At 69.2% G+C, this 17,669-nt stretch carries 18 protein-coding genes; 13 read left to right on the top strand and 5 right to left on the bottom strand.

What is annotated here, in order from left to right:
* The first annotated feature begins 193 nt into the window (after nt 1-193).
* The 9 genes from O1R50_RS09990 to secG all read left to right on the top strand — a co-directional run bounded on the left by O1R50_RS09990 (nt 194) and on the right by secG (nt 9,785).
* A complete protein-coding gene (locus O1R50_RS09990) occupies nt 194-1,120 on the top strand; it encodes a serine protein kinase RIO (RefSeq protein ID WP_270109858.1) in 927 nt (308 codons plus the stop codon).
* Between the two features lie 37 nt (nt 1,121-1,157).
* Nucleotides 1,158-3,041 (top strand): excinuclease ABC subunit UvrC, encoded by a 1,884-nt coding sequence (uvrC, locus tag O1R50_RS09985; protein WP_270109856.1) that lies wholly within the window; start codon nt 1,158-1,160, stop codon nt 3,039-3,041.
* Between the two features lie 93 nt (nt 3,042-3,134).
* The gene (rapZ, locus tag O1R50_RS09980) at nt 3,135-4,034 is read left to right on the top strand and encodes an RNase adapter RapZ (RefSeq protein ID WP_408612665.1); all 900 of its coding nucleotides are present in this window, start codon (nt 3,135-3,137) and stop codon (nt 4,032-4,034) included.
* A gap of 103 nt (nt 4,035-4,137) precedes the next feature.
* Nucleotides 4,138-5,055, top strand: coding sequence for a gluconeogenesis factor YvcK family protein (locus O1R50_RS09975; RefSeq protein WP_270109854.1), 918 nt, complete (start codon nt 4,138-4,140; stop codon nt 5,053-5,055).
* Between the two features lie 3 nt (nt 5,056-5,058).
* Complete coding sequence (gene whiA, locus O1R50_RS09970) at nt 5,059-6,045, top strand: DNA-binding protein WhiA (RefSeq protein ID WP_270109853.1); 987 nt, start codon at nt 5,059-5,061, stop codon at nt 6,043-6,045.
* A 283-nt stretch (nt 6,046-6,328) separates the two neighbouring features.
* Entirely contained in the window at nt 6,329-7,324 is a 996-nt protein-coding gene (gene gap / locus O1R50_RS09965) for a type I glyceraldehyde-3-phosphate dehydrogenase (protein ID WP_270109852.1), read from the top strand.
* A gap of 7 nt (nt 7,325-7,331) precedes the next feature.
* The gene (locus O1R50_RS09960; protein ID WP_270109851.1) at nt 7,332-8,528 is read left to right on the top strand and encodes a phosphoglycerate kinase; all 1,197 of its coding nucleotides are present in this window, start codon (nt 7,332-7,334) and stop codon (nt 8,526-8,528) included.
* A gap of 2 nt (nt 8,529-8,530) precedes the next feature.
* Nucleotides 8,531-9,316 carry a triose-phosphate isomerase gene (tpiA, locus tag O1R50_RS09955; protein WP_270109850.1) on the top strand — a complete coding sequence of 262 codons (786 nt, stop codon included), beginning with the start codon at nt 8,531-8,533 and terminating at the stop codon, nt 9,314-9,316.
* Nucleotides 9,317-9,539: 223 nt separating this feature from the next.
* The gene (secG, locus tag O1R50_RS09950; protein ID WP_275889748.1) at nt 9,540-9,785 is read left to right on the top strand and encodes a preprotein translocase subunit SecG; all 246 of its coding nucleotides are present in this window, start codon (nt 9,540-9,542) and stop codon (nt 9,783-9,785) included.
* A gap of 66 nt (nt 9,786-9,851) precedes the next feature.
* Here secG and O1R50_RS09945 read toward each other — a convergent pair whose 3' ends face one another.
* Nucleotides 9,852-10,193 carry a MerR family transcriptional regulator gene (locus tag O1R50_RS09945; protein ID WP_270109848.1) on the bottom strand — a complete coding sequence of 114 codons (342 nt, stop codon included), beginning with the start codon at nt 10,191-10,193 and terminating at the stop codon, nt 9,852-9,854.
* Nucleotides 10,194-10,321: 128 nt separating this feature from the next.
* On the opposite strand from O1R50_RS09945, the gene O1R50_RS09940 reads away from it, so the two are divergent.
* The 4 genes from O1R50_RS09940 to O1R50_RS09925 all read left to right on the top strand — a co-directional run bounded on the left by O1R50_RS09940 (nt 10,322) and on the right by O1R50_RS09925 (nt 12,690).
* Nucleotides 10,322-10,738 (top strand): Hsp20/alpha crystallin family protein, encoded by a 417-nt coding sequence (locus O1R50_RS09940; protein ID WP_270109847.1) that lies wholly within the window; start codon nt 10,322-10,324, stop codon nt 10,736-10,738.
* A gap of 73 nt (nt 10,739-10,811) precedes the next feature.
* Entirely contained in the window at nt 10,812-11,051 is a 240-nt protein-coding gene (locus O1R50_RS09935; RefSeq protein ID WP_270109846.1) for a hypothetical protein, read from the top strand.
* A gap of 109 nt (nt 11,052-11,160) precedes the next feature.
* On the top strand, nt 11,161-12,084 hold the full coding sequence (locus O1R50_RS09930) for an NADP-dependent oxidoreductase (RefSeq protein ID WP_270109845.1): 924 nt from the start codon (nt 11,161-11,163) through the stop codon (nt 12,082-12,084).
* Between the two features lie 252 nt (nt 12,085-12,336).
* The gene (locus tag O1R50_RS09925; RefSeq protein ID WP_270109844.1) at nt 12,337-12,690 is read left to right on the top strand and encodes an RNA polymerase-binding protein RbpA; all 354 of its coding nucleotides are present in this window, start codon (nt 12,337-12,339) and stop codon (nt 12,688-12,690) included.
* A gap of 134 nt (nt 12,691-12,824) precedes the next feature.
* Here the strand turns inward: O1R50_RS09925 and pgl are convergent, their stop codons facing one another.
* The 4 genes from pgl to O1R50_RS09905 are packed head-to-tail and all read right to left on the bottom strand — an operon-like array spanning nt 12,825 to nt 17,668.
* Nucleotides 12,825-13,556, bottom strand: a complete 732-nt coding sequence (gene pgl / locus O1R50_RS09920; protein WP_270109842.1) for a 6-phosphogluconolactonase — start codon at nt 13,554-13,556, stop codon at nt 12,825-12,827.
* Complete coding sequence (locus tag O1R50_RS09915) at nt 13,553-14,497, bottom strand: glucose-6-phosphate dehydrogenase assembly protein OpcA (RefSeq protein ID WP_270109841.1); 945 nt, start codon at nt 14,495-14,497, stop codon at nt 13,553-13,555. Before O1R50_RS09915 ends, pgl begins: the two co-directional genes overlap by 4 nt.
* A 15-nt stretch (nt 14,498-14,512) precedes the next feature.
* Nucleotides 14,513-16,051, bottom strand: coding sequence for a glucose-6-phosphate dehydrogenase (zwf, locus tag O1R50_RS09910; protein WP_270109840.1), 1,539 nt, complete (start codon nt 16,049-16,051; stop codon nt 14,513-14,515).
* Nucleotides 16,052-17,668: a glucose-6-phosphate isomerase gene (locus O1R50_RS09905; protein WP_408612664.1), complete on the bottom strand. Its 1,617-nt coding sequence runs from the start codon at nt 17,666-17,668 to the stop codon at nt 16,052-16,054.
* Nucleotide 17,669: the final 1 nt, after the last annotated feature.

The following is a 17,669-nucleotide window of genomic DNA, read 5'->3' as shown; positions in this document are numbered from 1 at the left end:
TTGCGCGGTTCCGGGGCGATCCGGTAGGGTTCTCGCTGTTGCCCGAGGCGTGTCGCCTTGGGGCTCTTGAGGATTGGAGGTGTTACTGATGGCTGTCGTTGTTCGCGTTCATGCCTTGAAACTCAGTTCACCTCCCGTCGGCTCGCGCTGATTCCGCAGCGAGCGACGGACCTTCCTCCAGGAGCTCGCCACCTTGGCACGCAAGTCTGACTTTTCCGAATCCTTCCAAGCCATCAAAGGCCGCAAGTCCAAGAACAGCCGGGTCTTCTCAGACGAAGACCAGGCCCGGTTCGAGGAGATGCGCACCCAGTTCGACGAGATGCCGCAGGACGACGGCCCGCCCGCCGGCGACCGGTGGTCGATCTGGTGGGACTCCGAGCCGCTCCAGCGCGGCCCCGAGCCCCGCCCGGACTGGGTCATCACCGACCACGGGGCCGTCGACTACGAACTCGGCGTCCTCAAGACCGGCAAGGAAGCCGACGTCTTCCTCATCGAACGCGCCGTCCCGGGCACCGGCCGGGCCGTGATCCTCGCGTCGAAGCGCTACCGCAGCGCCGAGCACACCCAGTTCAACCGGGCCGGGGACTACATGGCCGGACGCGGCGCGAAGCGCTCGCGCGACGCCCGCGCCATGGCCAAGCGCACCACGTTCGGCCTCGAGCAGGCCGCGGGGCGCTGGGCCGCCGCCGAGTTCGACGCGCTCAAGACCATGTACAACGCCGGCGTCCCGGTCCCGTACCCGGTCCAGATCCTCGGCCGCGAGGTCCTCATGGAGTTCATCGGCGACGGCCGTACGGCCGCGCCGCGACTCGCCGAGACCAAGCCCGACGAGGTCGAACTCGAGAGCCTGTGGGAGCAGGCCGCGGAGGCGCTCCGGCGCATGACCGAGCTCGGGTTCGCCCACGGCGACCTCTCGCCCTACAACACCGTCGTCCACGACGGACGGCTCGTCGTCCTCGACCTCCCGCAGGTCGTGGACCTGTACGCGAACCCGCTGGGCTTCGACTTCCTCACCAGGGACGTCGAGAACCTCGGCTCGTGGTTCACCGCGCGCGGCATAGCCCGTGAAGAGGTCGAAGACCTCCAAGCGGAGCTGAAGGCCTTGGCCGCCATGCCGTAGTCACGGGTGTGTCGGGGGCGGGTCATATCCTTGTGGTGTGGCAGTTGATTACCGTCCCGCCCCCGGCACCATCCCGACCGAGCCGGGCGTCTACCGCTTTCGGGACCGCGACCGGCGCGTCATCTACGTGGGCAAGGCCAAGAACCTCCGGAACCGCCTGAACTCGTACTTCGCCGACGAGACGCGGCTGCACGAGCGCACCCGCCGCATGGTCAACACCGCCCGCAGCGTCGAGTGGACCGTGGTCGCGACCGAGGTCGAGGCCCTCCAGCTGGAGTGGACCTGGATCAAGGAGTACGACCCGCGCTTCAACGTCATGTTCAAGGACGACAAGTCCTACCCGTGGCTCGCCGTCACCGTGGGGGAGGAGTTCCCCCGCGCCCAGGTCATGCGCGGTGCCCGCCGCAAGGGCGTGCGCTACTTCGGGCCCTTCGGCTCCGCCTGGGCCATCCGCCAGACCCTCGACCTCCTCACCCGGGTCTTCCCGATCCGCACGTGCTCGGACTCAGAGTTCAAGCGCTGCAACCGGATCGGCCGCCCCAACCTCCTCGCCGACATCGGCAAGTGCTCGGCGCCCTGCGTCGGCCGCATCTCCGCCGAGGACTACCGCGAACTCGTGAACGGCTTCTGCGCCTTCATGTCCGGCGACCACGCCCCCGTCCGCCGCCGCCTCCTGGGCGAGATGCAGGAGGCCTCCGAAGCCCTCGAATTCGAGCGGGCCGCGCGCCTCCGCGACGACCTCGCCGCCCTCGACAAGGTCCTCGAACAGCAGGTCGTGGTCCTCGCCGAAGACGTCGACTGCGACGTCATGGCCGTCGCCGACGACGAGCTCGAAGCGGCCGTCCAGGTCTTCCACGTCCGAGGCGGCCGCATCCGCGGCCAGCGCGGCTGGGTCATCGACAAGGCCGAACCGGTCGACCTCGCCGGCATCGTCGAGAGCTTCTGCCTCCAGTTCTACGGCGAGCAGAACGAGGTCGTGCCCCGCGAAGTGCTCGTCCCGGCCCTGCCCGACGACGCCCCGGCCCTGGCCGAGCTCCTCAGCGAGCGGCGCGGCGCCAAGGTCGACCTGCGCGTGCCCCGCCGCGGCGACAAGCGGGCGCTGGCCGAGACCGTCGAGAAGAACGCGATCGAGAACCTGCAGCGCCACAAGCTCAAGCGCGCCGGGGACCTCACCGCCCGCTCCAAGGCCCTCGAAGAGCTCGCCGACGCCCTCGACCTGCCCGAGGCCCCGCTGCGGATCGAATGCTACGACGTCTCGCAGTCCCAGGGGGAGGACGTGGTCGCGTCGATGGTCGTGTTCGAGGACGGCCTGCCGCGCAAGAGCGAGTACCGCCGCTTCATCATCAAGGGCGAGCGCAAGGACGACCTCGCGAGCCTCCAGGAGACGCTGCGCCGCCGCCTCGCGAAGCTCGCCGACCAGCCGACCGGCTCGCCCACCGAGGACGACGACGAGCCCAAGCGCGGTTTCCACTACCCGCCGCAGCTGCTCGTCGTCGACGGCGGCCAGCCGCAGGTCGCCGCCGCCGAGGCCGTGTTCGCCGAGCTCGGCATCGACACGATCAACCTCGCCGGACTCGCCAAGCGGCTCGAGGAGATCTGGCTCCCCGGCGAGGAGTACCCGGTGATCCTCTCGCGCACCTCCGAGGCCCTGTACCTGATGCAGCGCGTCCGCGACGAGGCCCACCGCTTCGCGATCTCCCTGCACCGCACCAGGAGGCGCAAGAGCCTCATCAACTCGGCCCTCGACGGCGTCCCCGGTCTCGGCGAGTCCAAGCGCAAGGCGCTCCTCAAGCAGTTCGGCTCCGTCAAGCGCATCCGCGAGGCCGAACTGTCCGATTTGGAAGCGGTTCCGGGGATCGGCCCGAAACTAGCCGAGGCTTTGCAGACACATCTGCGTAATCCCGACGACAACGGGGCTTGAGAAGCGGTAGGTAGTAATACGCTTGTCAGTTCGGCAAGCACGTGGAAGCCGTGTCACCACGGCGGCAGGAATGAATTCGGGGATACTGGACTTATGGGTGTGGCAGCAGTGCAAGCGGGCGCGACCGACCGCGGCGAATTGGACCTCGTCATCGTCACCGGCATTTCCGGCGGCGGCCGCTCGACGGTGGCGCGCGCCCTGGAGAACGTCGGCTACTACGTCATCGACAACCTCCCCGAATCGCTCGTCGGCCAGGCCGCCGAGCTGGCCGCGGCCGGGGGAGAAGAGGTGCGGCGCACCGCGATGGTCCTCGACGTGCGCTCACGCGCGTTCATGACCGACCTCGTGGGCGTCATCGAGGACCTCCGCAAGGGCGGCTTCAAACCCCACCTCGTGTTCGTCGACGCCGACGACGACATCATCATCCGCCGCTTCGAGAAGGTTCGCCGCGCCCACCCGCTCCAGGGCGACGGGATGCTCGCCGACGGCATCGCCGCCGAGCGCCGCATCCTCGAACCGGCCCGCGGCTCGGCCGACACCCTCTTCGACACCACGCACCTCAACGAGAACCAGCTGCGCTCCCGCGTCGAGGAGGCCTTCCTCGCGCCCTCCACCCCGGGACTCCAGTTCACCTGCATGTCGTTCGGGTTCAAGTACGGCATCCCGCGCGATGCGGACTACGTCGCCGACGTAAGATTCCTTCCCAACCCGTACTGGGTTCCCACCCTGCGCGAGCACACCGGGACCGACCAGGACGTCTCCGACTACGTCCTCGGCCAGGACGGCGCCGAGGAATTCGTCGCCGCCTACGCCTCCCTGCTGCTCGGCACCACCCAAGGGTTCGAGCGGGAAGGCAAGCGGTACATGACGATCGCCATCGGCTGCACGGGCGGCAAGCACCGCTCCGTCGCCATCGCCGAATCGCTCGCGAAGCGCCTCAACGCCGCCGGCTTCCCCGCCAACACCCACCACCGCGACCGGGGCAACGAGTGACCGACGCGCCCGCAGGACCCGGCCGGGACGGCCACGCCCCCCACGCGGGTCCTCCGGACGCCTTCCCTCCCCGACCCGAACGCCCCACTCCCGAGGTGACCGCATGACCAGAGTCGTCGCGTTCGGCGGCGGGCGGGGCCTCTCGGCCGCGCTCCGCGCCCTCACCAGGCTCGACGTGGACCTCACCGCTGTGGTCACCGTGGCCGACGACGGCGGCTCCACCGGCGACATCCGGGCCACCCGCCCGGTCCTGCCCCCCGGCGACCTGCGCAAAGCCCTCGTCGCCACCGCGGACCCGGCGAAATCCGAGACCGCCCGCCTCTTCTCCCACCGCTTCGGCGGCGAGGACTTCCTCACCGGCCACCCCGTCGGCAACGTCGTCCTCACCGGCCTCCTCGAACTCCACGCCGACCCCGTGGTCGCCCTCGACTTCGCCGCCCGCCTCCTCGGCTCCCGCGCCCGCGTCCTCCCCATGTCCTGCACCCCGCTCGACATCGAGGCCGACCTCGAAGAGGGCCCCGGCACCCGCACCATCGTCGGCCAGCACGACGTCGCCGTCGCCGACGGCAGCGTCAAGGACGTGCGGCTCCTCCCCGCGGACGCCACCGCCTGCCCCGAGACCCTCGAAGCCGTCGCCGAGGCCGACTGGCACGTCTTCGGCCCCGGCTCCTGGTACACCTCCGTCATCCCGCACCTGCTCCTCCCCGACCTCCGCGAGGCCATCGGCGCCTCGAAGGCCCGCCGCATCGTCGTGCTCAACCTCTCCGAGGAGAAGGAGACCGACGGCCTCACCCTCGCCGGACATGTCGACACGCTGCGCCGATACGCCGAAGGTGTCCGGTTTCACTACGTCGTCTCAGGCGATACCCGAACCCTCGCCGATCCCGGATCGTTGAACAGTGCGGCACAATCGTTGGAGGCCCAGCTGGTCGCGGCGGACCTCGCCTCCGACGGCGTGACGCACGATGTCGCCGCGCTGGCTGCCGTATTGGGAAACCTGCTGGTCGAAGATGGTGGTTAACGAATGGCGATGACCTCGGAGGTCAAGGACGAACTCAGTCGCATCGAGGTGACGAAATCCTGCTGCCAGCGCGCTGAACTCGGTGCGCTCTTCCGGTTCGCCGGAGGCCTCCACCTCGTCGGCCAGGGCAACGTCGTCGTCGAGGCCGAGGTGGACGCCGGCAACGTCGCCCGCCGCGCCAAGCGCATGATCGACCAGCTCTACCACTACGAGTCCGAAATCCACGTGCTCGTGGCCGCCGGGCTGCGCCGCAACAACCACTACCTGCTGCGCGTCATGGCGGACGGCCAGGCCTTCTCCAAGCAGATCGGCCTCACCGACCAGCGCGGCTACCCCGTCCGGGGCCTGCCCAACCACGTCGTCGGCGCCTACCCGTGCTGCGCCGAGGCCGCCTGGCGCGGGGCCTTCCTCGCCCGCGGCTCCCTCACCGAGCCCGGCCGCTCCTCCTCGCTCGAGGTCACCTGCCCGGGCCCCGAATCGGCGCTCGCGCTCGTCGGCGCCGCGCGGCGCCTCGGCATCGCCGCGAAGTCCCGCGACGTGCGCGGGGTCGACCGCGTCGTCATCCGCGACGGCGACGCCATCGGCGAGCTGCTCACCCGCCTCGGCGCCCACTCCTCGGTCCTCACCTGGGAAGAACGCCGCGTCCGCCGCGAAGTACGCGCCACCGCCAACCGCCTCGCCAACTTCGACGACGCCAACCTGCGCCGCTCCGCGCGCGCCGCCGTCGCCGCCGCCGCGAAGGTCACCCGCGCCCTCGAAGTCCTCGGCGACGACGTCCCCGAGCACCTCGCCTCCGCGGGGCGCCTGCGCCTCGACCACCGCCAGGCCTCGCTCGAGGAGCTCGGCGCGCTCGCCGACCCTCCCCTGACCAAGGACGCCATCGCGGGACGCATCCGCCGCCTCATCAACATGGCGACCAAGCGCGCCCAGGAGCACGGCATCCCCGGGCCCGACGACGTTGTCGCGGAAGAGGAAATGTTCGTCGCCTGACGTGCGCACTTCCTGCCCGTCCTTGGGCGCGGTAACTCGCGCCGACGGCCGATCAACCTATACGCTTAACCGCGATGTCACACCTCTGTTCCGGGTGTGACATGATCGGGGGGAACCGGCCGCGAATGGTTCAGGAACTGCAGCGGTAGGGTTAAAGAGTGCTCGGCGACGAGGCCGAACAGCGATCTGTTCCACCGTCGCTATTCGGCTGAACGGATCGCGTACGAGACCGCTCCCGGTCTCAGTCAGTTATTCGATCCTGTTCAAGCGAGGAGATGGCCACGTGACCATCCGTGTGGGCGTCAACGGCTTCGGCCGCATTGGGCGCAACTTCTTCCGGGCGGTTCTCGCCTCTGGCGCCGATATCGAAATCGTCGCCTTCAACGACCTCGGCGACCTCAACACCATCGCCAACCTGCTCAAGTACGACTCGATCCTCGGCCGCCTGCCGTACGAGGTCAAGATCGGCGACGGTGAGCTCACCGTCAACGGCAAGACCATCAAGGCGTTCAGCGAGCGCGACCCGAAGAACCTGCCCTGGGGCGAGGTCGGCGCGGACGTCGTCATCGAGTCCACCGGCTTCTTCACCGACGGCACGAAGGCCTCGGCCCACCTCGAAGGCGGCGCCAAGAAGGTCATCATCTCCGCTCCGGCGAAGAACGAGGACATCACGATCGTGATGGGCGTCAACCACGACAAGTACGACGCCGAGAAGCACAACGTCATCTCGAACGCCTCGTGCACCACCAACTGCCTGGCCCCGATGGCCAAGGTCCTGAACGAGTCCGTGGGCATCGAGAAGGGTCTGATGACCACGATCCACGCCTACACCCAGGACCAGATGCTGCAGGACGGCCCGCACAGCGACCCGCGTCGCGCCCGCGCCGCCGCCCTCAACGTCGTGCCCACCACCACCGGCGCCGCCAAGGCCGTCGGCGTGGTGCTGCCCGAGCTCAACGGCAAGCTCGACGGCTACTCGCTGCGCGTCCCGGTCCCGACCGGCTCGATCACCGACCTCACCTTCGAGGCGTCGCGCAACGTGACGGCCGAAGAGGTCAACGCCGCGCTCAAGGCCGCCGCCGAGGGCCCGCTCAAGGGCATCCTGTACTACACCGAGGACCCGATCGTCTCCAAGGACATCGAGACCGACCCGCACTCGTGCATCATCGACGGCCTCCTGACCAAGGTCATCGACAACCAGGTCAAGGTCTTCGGCTGGTACGACAACGAGTGGGGCTTCTCGAACCGCCTCGTCGACCTCGTCAAGCTGGTCGGCTAGCAGCCTGATGAAGACGCTCGACGAACTCCTGCAGGAGGGCGTCAACGGTCGGCGCGTACTCGTACGCGCCGACCTCAACGTCCCTCTCGACGGGAAGAACATCACCGACGACGGCCGCATCCGCGCCGTCGCGCCCACCGTCAAGGCGCTGGCGGACGCCGGCGCCCGAGTCGTGGTGTGCTCGCACCTGGGCCGCCCGAAGGGCGAGCCCGACCCCGCCTTCTCGCTGGCCCCCGTGGCCCAGCGCCTCGGCGAGGTCCTCGGCCGCGAGGTCGCCTTCGCGACCGACACCGTCGGGACGGACGCCGAGAACAAGGCCGTCGCCCAGAGCGACGGCGACGTCCTCCTGCTGGAGAACCTGCGCTTCAACAAGGGCGAGACCAGCAAGGACGACACCCAGCGGGCCGAGTTCGCCGGCCAGCTGGCCGCCTTCGGCGACGTGTACGTGGACGACGCCTTCGGCGCCGTGCACCGCAAGCACGCCTCCGTCTACGACGTCGCGCAGCTGCTCCCGCACTACGCGGGCTGGCTCATCGCCAAAGAGGTCGAGGTCCTCTCGAAGCTCACCGGCAAGCCCGAGCAGCCGTACGTCGTCATCCTCGGCGGCGCGAAGGTCTCCGACAAGCTCGCGGTCATCGACAACCTGCTCGACAAGGTCGACACGCTCATCGTCGGCGGCGGCATGATGTTCACCTTCCTCGCCGCCAAGGGCTACGAGGTCGGCTCCTCGCTGCTCGAGAAGGACCAGATCGAGGTCTGCAAGACCTACCTCGAGCGCGCCGCCGAACTCGGCGTCGAACTGCTGCTGCCGGTCGACACGACCACCGCGGCCGAGTTCGCCGCCGACGCCGAACCGCTCACTGTAGGCGTGGACGCGATCCCGGCCGACCGCATGGGCCTCGACATCGGCCCCGAGTCCGCGAAGCTCTTCGCCGAGCGGATCGCCGGAGCCAAGACCGTGTTCTGGAACGGCCCCATGGGCGTCTTCGAGTTCCCCGACTACGCCGCCGGCACCAAGACCGTCGCGCAGGCGCTCGTCGACTCCGAGGCGTTCTCGGTGGTCGGCGGCGGCGACTCCGCCGCCGCGGTCCGCACCCTCGGCCTGCCCGAGGACGGCTTCGGCCACATCTCGACCGGCGGAGGGGCGAGCCTCGAGTACCTCGAGGGCAAGACCCTGCCCGGCCTGGACGCACTGGAGAATTGAAGATGACTGAGACCCGCAAGCCGCTCATCGCCGGCAACTGGAAGATGAACCTCAACCACCTCGAGGCGATCGGACTGGTGCAGAAGCTCGCCTTCAGCCTCACCCGCGAGCAGCTCGAAGCGGTCGAGACGGTCGTCCTGCCGCCGTTCGTCGACATCCGCAGCGTGCAGACGCTCGTCGACGGCGACAAGCTGACCATCGGCTTCGGCGCCCAGGACCTGTCGGCGCACCCGTCGGGCGCTTACACCGGCGAGATCGCCGGCTCGATGCTCGCGAAGCTCGGCTGCTCCTACGTGGCCGTCGGCCACTCCGAGCGCCGCCAGTACCACGAAGAGGGCGACGAACTGGTGGCCGCCAAGGTCCGCCAGGCCCTCAACAACGGCATCAGCCCGATCCTGTGCGTCGGCGAGGCGCTCGACGTGCGCGAGGCCGGCAACCACATCGAGCACTCCGTCAGCCAGCTCATCGCTGCCGTCGACGGCCTCACCGAGGACGAGCTCGCCAAGGTCGTCGTGGCCTACGAGCCCGTCTGGGCCATCGGCACCGGCCGCACGGCCAGCGCCGAGGACGCCCAGGAGGTCATCGGGGCCCTGCGCCGCGCGCTCGCCGACAAGTTCGGTGCGGTCGCCGAGCGGGTCCGGATCCTCTACGGCGGTTCGGTCAAGTCCTCGAATGTCGCCCAGATCATGGCCAAGCCCGACATCGACGGCGCCCTCGTGGGCGGCGCGAGCCTCGACGCTGAAGAGTTCGCCAAGATCGTGCGCTTCCCGGAACACGCGGGAGCGTAGAACAACCGCCTGCAGTGCCCGAGCTGAGCGCTGCAGGCCGCAGACAGGGCCGCCGCACAGCGTTGTGCGGCGGCTCCTTTGCTCTGGGCGCTTGGCAAGCTTTCCCCGCGTCTTTCTAGCAGGCAAGGCCGCGTGGCTTACCGATAAGCCAAACGCTAGACTCGGGCGTGGCCCGCGCCCCATAACGGGCCAGAATTGCTGAGAGGACACCCGATCACCGATGATGACGGTTCTGAGTTACGCCCTGCTGATCCTGCTGCTGCTCTCCAGCGCGGTCCTGATCCTCATGGTGCTGCTGCACAAGGGCAAGGGCGGCGGTCTGTCGAGCATGTTCGGCGGCGGCATGTCCTCGGTGGCCTCGGGCTCCTCGGTGGCGGAGAAGAACCTCACCCGGATCACGATCGGCGTCGGGGTCATCTGGTTCGCGTGCATCGTGGCCTACGGCCTGCTCCTGCGCACCCTCGTCTAGGCGCCGACAGACTGCTGCGAAGGCCCCGACCGCAATGCGGTCGGGGCCTTCGCCTTGCCCTGCGGGTCAGGAGTCCTCATATCGCTTCAGGCGAGCGCGGGTCTCGCCGAGCTCTGCGCGCAGGCGCTGGTTCTCCACTTCCATCTCCAGTACGAGCTTGATGCCCGCCAAGTTCAGTCCGATCTCCAGGAGCTCGTTGATGTGCTGGATGCGCCCCAGGTCGTCGTCGCTGTACCGGCGGGTGCCGCCGGAGGTCCGGCTGGGCTCGATCAGGCCCCGGGCCTCGTAGACGCGCAGCGTCTGGGGTGCGAGGTTCATCAGTTCGGCCGCGACCGAGATGCCGTACACGGCTTGATCGGGCGCGTACCTGCCGAACTGCGGTGTTGCTCCCTCGGGCTTGCGGGCCACTTGTCCTCCAGCTTTCGACGTTCTTCGGCACCAGTTTACCTCTTGGCTCTGGTGGACAAAATCTCAATCCTGCGCTATATATTTTTGTGTCGGTTTGTTTTGAGGTCTCATTCAGGAGGTGACCTGCAATGCTGATGCGCACGGACCCGTTCCGCGAGTTCGACCGTCTCGCTCAGCAGTTGTTCTCCCGCGACGGTTCGCAGCTCATGATGCCGATGGACGCGTGGAAGGAAGGCCACGCCTTCACGGTGGAGCTCGACCTGCCGGGTGTGCGGGAAGAGGACATCGACCTCGAGGTCGAGCGGAACGTCCTCACCGTCAGGGCCGAACGCCGTCCGGCGGAGCTCGGCGACCGCGAGGTCATCCACGCCGAGCGCCCCACGGGCGAGTTCATGCGCCAGATCTTCCTCAGCGACTCGCTCGACACCGAGCAGGTGGAGGCGTCCTATCGGGATGGCGTGCTCACGCTGAAGATCCCGATGGCCGAGGAGGCCAAGCCGCGCAAGGTGCTCATCGGGCCAGGGAAGCGCGAGATCGAGCAGTAGCGGCCGCAGCCGCGACGATCGGGGCGCCCGGCCGTTCGGCGGTGCCGGGCGCCCCCTGGGGGAGCGAACCAGAATGAGCGGAGAGTGCTACAGCTACTTCAACGGCGGCATCGAGTACGAGCTGCGCTGCGATCAGTGCGGAACGTCGTTCCGATGCGGCGACGACTCCTATTTCAGTTGGCCGGTGCTGTGCGCGGCCGCTGAGGCCGAGGGATGGCGGGTGGGGCCTGAACTCGAAGGCCGACACGAATGCGGCGAATGCGCGGGTTCCCACCTGGCCAGGAGCGGACGGCGGCAGTTCGTCCCGGCTTGACGGCGCCGTCTCGTCCTCCGCCGGGGTCTCTTCCCCGGCGGAGGCCGCGGCCGCGCGAGTGCGGGCTGTTTCGGTGTCCCGGCTGCCGTTTCGTGGTGGGATGCCATTTATGAAGGCAGTGGTGCTGCCCCGCTACGGCGGGGCCGATGATCTGGAAGTCGCCGAGGTCCCGCGGCCGCAGTGCGCGGCCGGGGAAGTGCTCGTGGAACTCAGGGCGACCTCGGTGAACCCGGTTGACTGGAAGGTCGGGGCCGGGCTCCTCGATGCCGCGATCCCGGGGGAGTTCCCGCTCATCCCCGGGTGGGATGCCGCCGGTGTCATCGCCGAGGTCGGATCCGGGGTGGCGGACTTCGCGGTCGGGGACGAGGTGTTCGGGTACGTGCGCCGCCCGGTCGCCAAGTGGGGGACCTACGCGGAGTACACGATCGCCGAGCCCGGCATGATCGCCAAGAAGCCCGCGAACCTCGACTGGGGTTCCGCCGCAGGGCTTCCCCTCGTCGGCATGACGGCGCTGCAATGCCTGGATGCGGTGCGGGTCAAGGACGGCGACACCGTGCTCATCCACGCCGCCGCGGGCGGCGTGGGGACCATGGCGGTCCAGATCGCGAAGGCTCGCGGCGCCCGCGTCATCGGCACCGCCAGCGCCCGCAACCACGACTACCTCGTCGCGTTCGGGGCCGAGCCGGTCGAATACGGTCCCGGACTGCTTGAGCGCGTTCGATTGCTGGTCCCCGACGGTCCCGATGCGGCCATGGACGCGGCGGGCGGCGATGCGATCGAGCTGTCGATCGAAGCCGGAACCGATCCTTCCAGGGTCGTCTCGATCATCGACCCCGCGATCAGGGAGCAAGGCGGGGAGTACGTGTTCGTGGGTGCGGATTCGGAGGATCTGCGGCAGCTCGCCGCGCTCACCGAGTCGCGGGAGCTCGTCGTGCCGATCTCGGAGACCTATCCGCTTGAACAGGCTGCGGTGGCGTGGCGGGCGAGTCAGAGCGGCCGCACCAGGGGCAAGATCGTTCTTCGGATCTCCTAGGGACGGTCCGACTCGCGAAGGGGCCGTGCGTGAGTGCACGGTCCCTGCCTTTATGTGAAACCATTTCGCCATAGTCTTTACAGTGTGTGCTTTACGTCATAGAATTGCTGCGGGCGGTGCCCCAGCCGCTCCGACCGGTGACTCCACGGCGACGCTCAGGGGAGTCGCGGCCCCTTCCCGCCCGCTCCTCCTGTGGCCGTGTCCGGTTGACGTCCACAGAAGATCCCCCGTCTGTGAGGAGCGACCACACATATGTCCAACGGACAGGCCATCCGAGGCACCCGCATAGGCGCCACCCCGGGCCTTCACTCGGAACGCGGCGAGCCGGTGCCCCGGCAGCACATCAAGTACTGGTGCGCCAACGGACACGAGACCGCACTGTCATTCGCGCTCTACGTCGAGGTCCCGCAGGAGTGGGACTGCACCTGCTGCGGCTGGCCCGCCAGCCCCGACCAGGACAACCCTCCGGAACGCCGCACCGCCAAGCCCTACAAGTCCCATCTCACCTATGTGCGCGAGCGCCGCAGTGACGAAGAGGCGGAAGACCTCCTCGCCGAAGCCCTCGCCGCACGCGCCGCCGCCCGCGGCGAGCGTTCACTGTTCTAAGAGCAAGGCGCAACGCAAAGGCGCAGTTGAGAGGCGGCCCCGCATCGCAAGGTTGGGCGATGCACCGCCGACACGACGAAGGGCCCGGCTCCCTCCCTGGTTGCAGGAACGGAGCCGGGCCCTCGCGCTTGTGCCTAGAACTCCAAGTGCTTCAGCTGCGAGGCCGCGTCCTTGTCGATGAGCCACCGGGTGTGGCCCGTCGCCTTCACCCGACCGGCGGGAAGCTCGCCCTTCGAAAGTGCCTCGTCGACCGCCTCGGCCTTGCCCTCGCCCGAGGCGATGATCCATGCGGCCGTAGCCGAATTGATCGCGCTCATCGTCAGCGAGACGCGCTCCGGCGGCGGCTTGGGGGAGTTGCGCACCCCCACAACCGCGACGCCGTCGACGTCGAGCGCCGGGTTCCCCGGGAACAGCGACGCGACGTGACCGTCCTCGCCGATGCCCAAGAGCAGCAGGTCGAACGCGGGCACTTCCGAGCCCAGCTCGGCCGCGTACAGCTCGGCCGCCTCTTCGGGAGAGCCGACCGCATCGGAGGCCGCCATCGGGTGCACGCGCTTCGGGTCCACCGGCAGGTGGTCCAGGAACGCCTCCCGAGCCTGCGTCTCGTTCCGCTCCGGGTCGCCGGACGGCAGGAACCGCTCGTCGCCCCACCAGAAGTCGACCTTCGACCAGTCCACGACCGTGCGGATCGGCGAACCCAGGATGTTCTGGTACACCTTCGCCGCGATCCGCCCGCCCGTCAGGACGATCGACGCCTCGCCGCGGTGCGCCTGCGCATCCGCGAGCCGGTTGAGCAGCCGCGACGCGACCGCCTCCGCCAGCACGTCGGCGTCGTTGTGGACGATCACCGCACCCGAACGGCTCATGCGTTCGCCCGCTCGGCCGCGTAGTGCTCCTGGAAGGTGTCGAGCACCTTCCGGTAGGCCGTGTCGGGGTCGATGTGCCGCAGCTCCTCGGCGAGCAGCTGGCCGAGCGTGCGGCCCTGCAGCGTCTGGCGGCGCTTGGGCAGCCCCGCCTGGCGCAGCACGGTGGTGCCGTCGGCCTTCCGCTCGACCTCCATGGTCTCGCCCCCGGCCATCGTGAACGCCACGGAGGCGATCGCGGGCAGGTGCTCGGAGTTGCGCTCCACCTCGGTGTCGACGATCTCCGGCGACACGCCCAGTCGCGTGTGCAGCCACGCGGCCATGAGCTGCGCCGACGGGTCGTCGTCGTCCGCCTTGATGGTGATCTTCTCGACCGCGTGGGTCACCCCGTCGAAGGCGCTGGCGATGAGCGAGCGCCACAGGCTGATGCGGGTCCAGCAGATGTCGGTGTCGCCGGCGACGTACGTCTCCGCCCGCCGGTACAGCGACTGCACCGGGTCGTTCGCGCGCGCCGAGTACGTGATGCGGCGGTCGGCGAAGCTGCGCAGCTCCTGCTCCAGGCCGTAGCGGACCGGGTCCAGCAGCCACCAGGTGACCACCGGGACGTCGGAGGCCAGCATGGGCAGCACGATCGAGCTCAGGTGCGCGGCGGCCGGGCCGTCGAGGCGCAGGATGATCGCCTCGGCGGAGCCGAGCCGCTCGCCCACGGTCACTTCGGCGTCGATGCGCGGCTCGGTGGCCTCGAGGTCGCGCGGGATCGCCATGATGAGCCGGTACGGGTGTTCCTGCGCGGCGACGGAGGCGGCGTTCTCCACCTCCTCGCGCTCATCCTCAGTGGTCAGTGCGACCAGGTTGAGCGCGAGGCTGGAACCGCCGCCGACCTCATGCAGGAGCCCGTCGAGGGCCTTCATGATGCCGCCGGTGGTGGTGTCCTTCAGATGCACTTCCAGACTCCCCTTCTAGGCCCGGCGCCAGCGGCGGCCGGATGCTTGCAGCATGAGATCGGCGCCCGTCGGGCCCCAGGTGCCCGACTCGTACGGTTCGGGCTTGGTGTTGGCCCAGAACTCCTCGAGCGGGTCGACGACGGCCCAGGAGGCGTCGACTTCCTGCGCGTCGGGGAACAGGGTCTTGTCGCCCAGGAGCACGTCCAGGATGAGCCGCTCGTACGCCTCGGGGCTGGACTCGGTGAAGGTCTCGCCGTAGCCGAAGCCCATCGAGATGTCCCGCAGCTCCATGCCGGTGCCGGGGACCTTCGAGCCGAACTTCACCGTGATGCCCTCGTCCGGCTGGACGCGGATGACCAGCTGGTTGTTGCCGAGCGTCTTGGTGTCGTAGTCGGCGAAGGGCATGTGCGGGGCCTCCTTGAAGACCACCGCGATCTCGGTGACCCGCTTGGGGAGCCGCTTGCCGGTGCGCAGGTAGAACGGGACGCCGTTCCAGCGCCGGTTCTGGATGCCGAGCTGGACCGCCGCGTAGGTCTCGGTGGTCGAGGTCGGCGGGATGTTCTCCTCGGACAGGTAGCCCTGGACGGGGCGCCCCTGGACCCAGCCGTCCGCGTACTGGCCGCGGATGGCGGTGGCCTCGAGGTCGTCGTGGAGCTTGATGGCCCGCAGGACCTTCAGCTTCTCGGTGCGGATCTCCTCGGCCTCGAACCCGTTGGGCTGCTCCATGGCCGCGATGGCCAGGAGCTGCAGCACGTGGTTCTGGAGGACGTCGCGGGCCGCGCCGTTGTCGTCGTAGAACCCGGCCCGGGAGCCGATGCCGACGTCCTCGGCCATGGTGATCTGGACGTGGTCGACGTAGTTGGAGTTCCAGATCGGCTCGAACATGGCGTTCGCGAAGCGCAGCGCGAAGATGTTCTGCACCGTCTCCTTGCCGAGGTAGTGGTCGATGCGGAACACGTCTTCGGCGGTGAACACGTCGTCGACGAGCTTGTTCAGCTCGGCCGCGGAGGGGCGGTCCTCACCGAACGGCTTCTCGACCACGACGCGGCGCCAGCCGCCGCCGTCCTGGCGGTTGTCCGACATGCCGGTCCGCTTGAGCTGCTTGAGCACCGTGGGGAACGCCAGCGGCGGGATCGAGAAGTAGAACGCCGCGTTGCCGACAATGCCGTGCGTGATGCGCAGCTCGTCGACCGTGGCGTCGAGCTTGTCGAACGCCTCGTCGTCGTCGAACGTGCCGGGCACGAACTTGAAGTTGCCGGCCAGGCGGGCCCAGACCTCTTCGCGCCAGGGCGTGCGGGCGTGCGACTTGGCGGCCTCGCGGGCCATCTCTTCGAACGTCTCGTCCCCCCAGTCGCGCCGGGCGAAGCCGACGATCACGAACGACGCCGGGAGCAGGCCCCGGTTGGCGAGGTCGTAGACGGCCGGGATGAGCTTCTTCTTCGCGAGGTCGCCGGTGACGCCGAAGATCACCAGGGCGCAGGGCTCGGGGATCCGCGGGAGCCGACGGTCGGCGGGGTCGCGGAGCGGGTTGGTGGAGTACAGGGTCTCGCCCATCTAGCTCAGCTCCCTCACGGCGTGGAGCAGCTGGTTGATGCCGCGCTTGCGGTCGGTCAGGTGCAGGCGCACGAGCGGGCGCTCGCGCGATTCGAGGGCCTGGCGGTCCCCGGCGGCCTGCGCGGCCTGGAGCCCGGCGAAGCTGTACTCGCGGCCGGGGATCTCGAGGTCCTGCTCGACCTCGCCGGTGAGCTGCAGGAACACGCCGGTCTGGCGGCCGCCCTTGTGGAACTGGCCCGTGGAGTGCAGGAACCGCGGTCCCCAGCCCCACGTGACGGGCGCGCCGGTGCGATCGGCCAGTTCGGCCCGGAGCTTCGCCACGTCGGCGTCTTCGATCCGGTCCAGGTAGGCCAGGACGGCGATGTACGCGTCCTCGCGGTCGGCGTCGGTGAGCACCTCGCCGAGCGCGCCGGCGACGGTCTCGGCGTGCGAGCCGTAGATCTCCACCGAGCCGTCGACGGCGTGCGGCCGCTCTTCCGGCAGGCCGTCCTTGAGGATGCGGTTGGTGTTGTTCTTCGACTCGGTCACGTTGGGCTGGTTGAACGGGTCGATGCCGATCAGGTAGCCCGCGTAAGCGGTCGCGAGTTCCCACGCGAGGAACTGGGCGCCCAAGGGGCCGTTGACGACCACGTCCGGCATCGCCAGCGCCGAACCCGAGGACGGCAGGCCCGTCGAGGAGCCCCCGACGGTGGCGTACACGCGGTCGGAGCCGCGCGCGCCCGCCGCGGCGGGTCCTTCGAGGACGACCGGGAGCGTGCCCTTGCCGTCCTTGCCGAGGGACTCGGCGATGAGCTGCTCGGCCCAGTCGCCCAGGCCCACGATGCCGGTGCCGTCGTCGGCGATGGTGATCGTCGGCTTGGCCGCGATGACCGCGCCGAGCACGACCGCCGGGTCGTCGCCGTCGGAGCCGATGGTGGCCGCGAAGGCCTCGGCCTGGTCGATCAGCTCGGCTACGTCGGCGCCCGCGAGCGCGGTCGGGACGAGGCCGAACGCGGTGAGCGCCGAGTACCGGCCGCCCACGGTGGCGTCGGCGAGGAACAGGTGCGAGCCCTGCTTCGTCGCGAGCTCTTCGAGCGCGGAGCCGGGGTCGGTGACGAACACGAAGCGGCCCGCGTGCTCGGTGATCCCGATGCCCTCGAACGCCTTCTCGAAGGCGCGGCGCTGGGAGTCGGTCTCCACGGTGGACCCGGACTTGGAGGACACGACGACGGCGGTGCGCCGCAGCTTGGCCTCGCCGAACTCGGTCAGGATCTGGCCGGGGTCGGTGGTGTCGAGGATGCTGATCCCCAGGTCGAGGGTGCGGGAGATGACCTCGGGGGCGAGCGAGGAGCCGCCCATGCCCGCGAGGGCGATATGGTCGATGCCCTGCTCGCCCAGCTCGGCGCGGAGCTTCGCGAGCGGTGCGAGGAGCTCCTTCGACTTGACGAAGGTGTCGACCCAGCCGAGCCGGATCGCGGCCTCCTCTTCAGCCTCGGGGCCCCACAGGGTGGCGTCCTTGGCGGCGACCTTGGCCGGGATGCCCTCGGCCCGGAGCCGCTCGACGGTCCGGTTCACGTCGACGCCCGTGGTCGCGGCCAGGCCGCCAGCGGCTTCCATCTTTCCCATCGGATCGCTCACT

The sequence above is a fragment of the Glycomyces luteolus genome (assembly GCF_027622875.1).
Taxonomy (GTDB): domain Bacteria; phylum Actinomycetota; class Actinomycetes; order Mycobacteriales; family Micromonosporaceae; genus Glycomyces; species Glycomyces luteolus.
Note: the sequence above shows the minus strand (reverse complement) of the source record. Positions and strands in the feature narration are given on the sequence as shown.